This is a genomic window from Halorubrum sp. CBA1125 (assembly GCF_009742825.1).
Classification (GTDB): domain Archaea; phylum Halobacteriota; class Halobacteria; order Halobacteriales; family Haloferacaceae; genus Halorubrum.
In genome coordinates, this window is record NZ_WPCE01000288.1 from 1 (window position 1) to 2,552 (window position 2,552).

Sequence of the window (2,552 nt, forward strand, 5' to 3'; positions counted from 1 at the left end):
CGACGACGAGGACCGACTCCCCCCCCGTCGTCGACGAAGTCGGGCGCCTCGACGAACGACCGCGTCTCGGCCGCGTCGGCCCGGAGCGCGCCGATCGCGCCGCGCGAGACCGGAACGACGCGGCGTGGGTGCGGAGGTCCGGCGGGAGGTCGACGACGCTCCGCTCGTCGACGAGGGGGTCCCCGTCGACGTAACGGCTCCGGACTCCGAGGTCCCGCGGGGTCGACGCGGCCAGGTCGTGGAGCCGATCGGTACACCCCGCGGTCGCGACGGCGAGGGCGCCGACCACGACCGCGCGGCGGTGCATGCCCGCGGCTCCGCGGGTGGCGCTTAAAAATCTCGTCCCCGGTGTTGCGCCGGTTGAGAATCGGAGCGGCCGGTCGCGTCCCGGATCGGGTCCTCCGCCGCTCAGCCGGGGACCGCTCGGCGCGCGACGGGCGGCCTACTCCTCGCCGATCGGCGCCGGAACGCCGTCCTGCTCGTCGCCGTCGCCGAGCTCGAAGGCCCGCCGGAGCTCGGCGATCCGGTCGCGGATGTCCGCCGCCAGCTCGAACTCTAAGTTGCTCGCGGCCTCGTCCATCCGCTCTTCGAGCGCCTCGATCTGGGCTCTCGCCTCGTCTTCGGTCTCCACGTCGCCGACGCTGACGCCCGAGGTGTCCGTCTTCGACCCGGGGAGGTTCGTCTCGCCGACCGGCTTGTCGATGGTAGTCGCTTCGTAGCCGTGCTCCGCGTTGTACTCGAGCTGGATCTCCCGGCGGCGCTGTGTCTCCTCGATCGCCGCCTGCATCGAGTCGGTCACCTCGTCGGCGTAGAGGACGACCTCGCCGTTGACGTTGCGTGCGGCCCGCCCCATCGTCTGGACGAGGGTGGTGGTGGAGCGTAAGAATCCCTCCTGGTCGGCGTCGAGGATGGCGACGAGGCTCACCTCCGGGATGTCGAGCCCCTCGCGGAGCAGGTTGATCCCGACGAGCACGTCGATGTTCCCGAGCCGGAGGTCCCGGATGATCTCGTGGCGCTCTAAGGTATCCGTCTCGTCGTGCATGTACGCCACGTCGACGCCGGCCTCCTCGAAGTACTCCGTGAGGTCCTCGGCCATCCGCTTGGTGAGCGTGGTGACGAGCACGCGCTCGTCGCGCTCGGTCCGCTCGTCGACCCGTTCGAGGAGGTCCTCGACCTGTCCGGTCGCGTCCGTCACCTCCACCTTCGGGTCGACGAGGTGCGTGGGGCGGACGATCTGTTCGACGATCCGGTCGGAGGTCTCGCGCTCGTAGTCGCCCGGCGTCGCCGAGACGTAGAGGGTGCGGTCGGTCTTCGCCTCGAACTCCTCGAACGTCAGGGGGCGGTTGTCGTAGGCGGTCGGGAGCCGGAACCCGTTCTCGACGAGCGAGTCCTTCCGGGACTTGTCGCCCTCGTACTGCCCCTTTATCTGGGGGATCGTCTGGTGGGACTCGTCGATCACGGTGAGGAAGTCGTCGGGGAAGTAGTCGAGTAAGGTGTAGGGGGGGTCGCCCGACTCGCGGTCGTCCATGTGGACGGAGTAGTTCTCGATGCCCGAGCAGTAGCCGGCCTCCCGGAGCATCTCCAGGTCGAAGGTCGTGCGCTCCTCGATACGCTGGGCGGCGACGAGGTCGCCCTGCCGCTCGAAGTAGCTGACGCGTTTCTCCATCAGCTCTTCGATCTCCGCGATCGCCTGCTCCAGCTTGTCGTCCGGGATCGAGTAGTGTTCGGCGGGGTGGAGCATGACGGCGGGCTCCTCCGAGACGACCTCGCCTTTCATCGGGTCGACCTTCAGCAGCCGGTCGATCTCCTCGCCCCACAGCTCCACCCGGACCGCGTACCGGCCGTACATCGGGTAGATCTCGACGGTGTCGCCGCGCACGCGGAAGGTGCCCTGCGTGAAGTCGACGTCGTTGCGCTCGTAGTTCAGGTCGACCAGGTCCGCGAGCAGCTGCTCGCGGCCGACCGCCTCGCCGACCTCTAGGCGGAGCGCCATGTCGCGGTAGTTCCCCGGGTCGCCGAGCCCGTAGATGGCGGAGACGGACGCGACCACGATCACGTCGTCACGGGTGAGGAGCGAGCGCGTCGCGGAGTGGCGCAGCCGGTCGATCTCCTCGTTTATCGACATCTCCTTGTCGATGAACGTGTCGGTCTGCTCGACGTACGCCTCCGGCTGGTAGTAGTCGTAGTAAGAGACGAAGTACTCGACGGCGTTATCGGGGAACAGCTCGCGGAACTCCTCGTACAGCTGGGCCGCGAGCGTCTTGTTGTGCGCCAACACGAGCGTGGGCTGGTCGAGCTCCTCGACGACCCACGAGACCGTGTTGGTCTTGCCGGAGCCGGTCACGCCGAGGAGGGTCTGTTTCTCGGCGCCCGACTCGAACCCCTCCACCAGCTGCTCGATCGCCTCGGGCTGGTCGCCCGCGGGCTCGAACGGGGCGTCGACCCGGAGCGGGCGGTCGACGGTCGGGCGGTCCTCCGAGAGTGGGGAGTCGGCATCGCTCACGATAGGCGTCGTTGGGCGGCGAGACACTTGAGCGGCGCGGCCACGGGGT

Annotated in this window: 1 protein-coding gene and 1 pseudogene; both read right to left on the bottom strand. The window is 68.8% G+C overall.

The annotated features are described in order from the left end of the window. Positions 1-307, bottom strand: a pseudogene (locus GJ633_RS15760) (hypothetical protein); the annotation flags it as partial. A gap of 135 nt (positions 308-442) precedes the next feature. Then, positions 443-2,503 carry an excinuclease ABC subunit UvrB gene (uvrB, locus tag GJ633_RS15765; protein ID WP_321169127.1) on the bottom strand — a complete coding sequence of 687 codons (2,061 nt, stop codon included), beginning with the start codon at positions 2,501-2,503 and terminating at the stop codon, positions 443-445. Positions 2,504-2,552 lie beyond the last annotated feature (49 nt).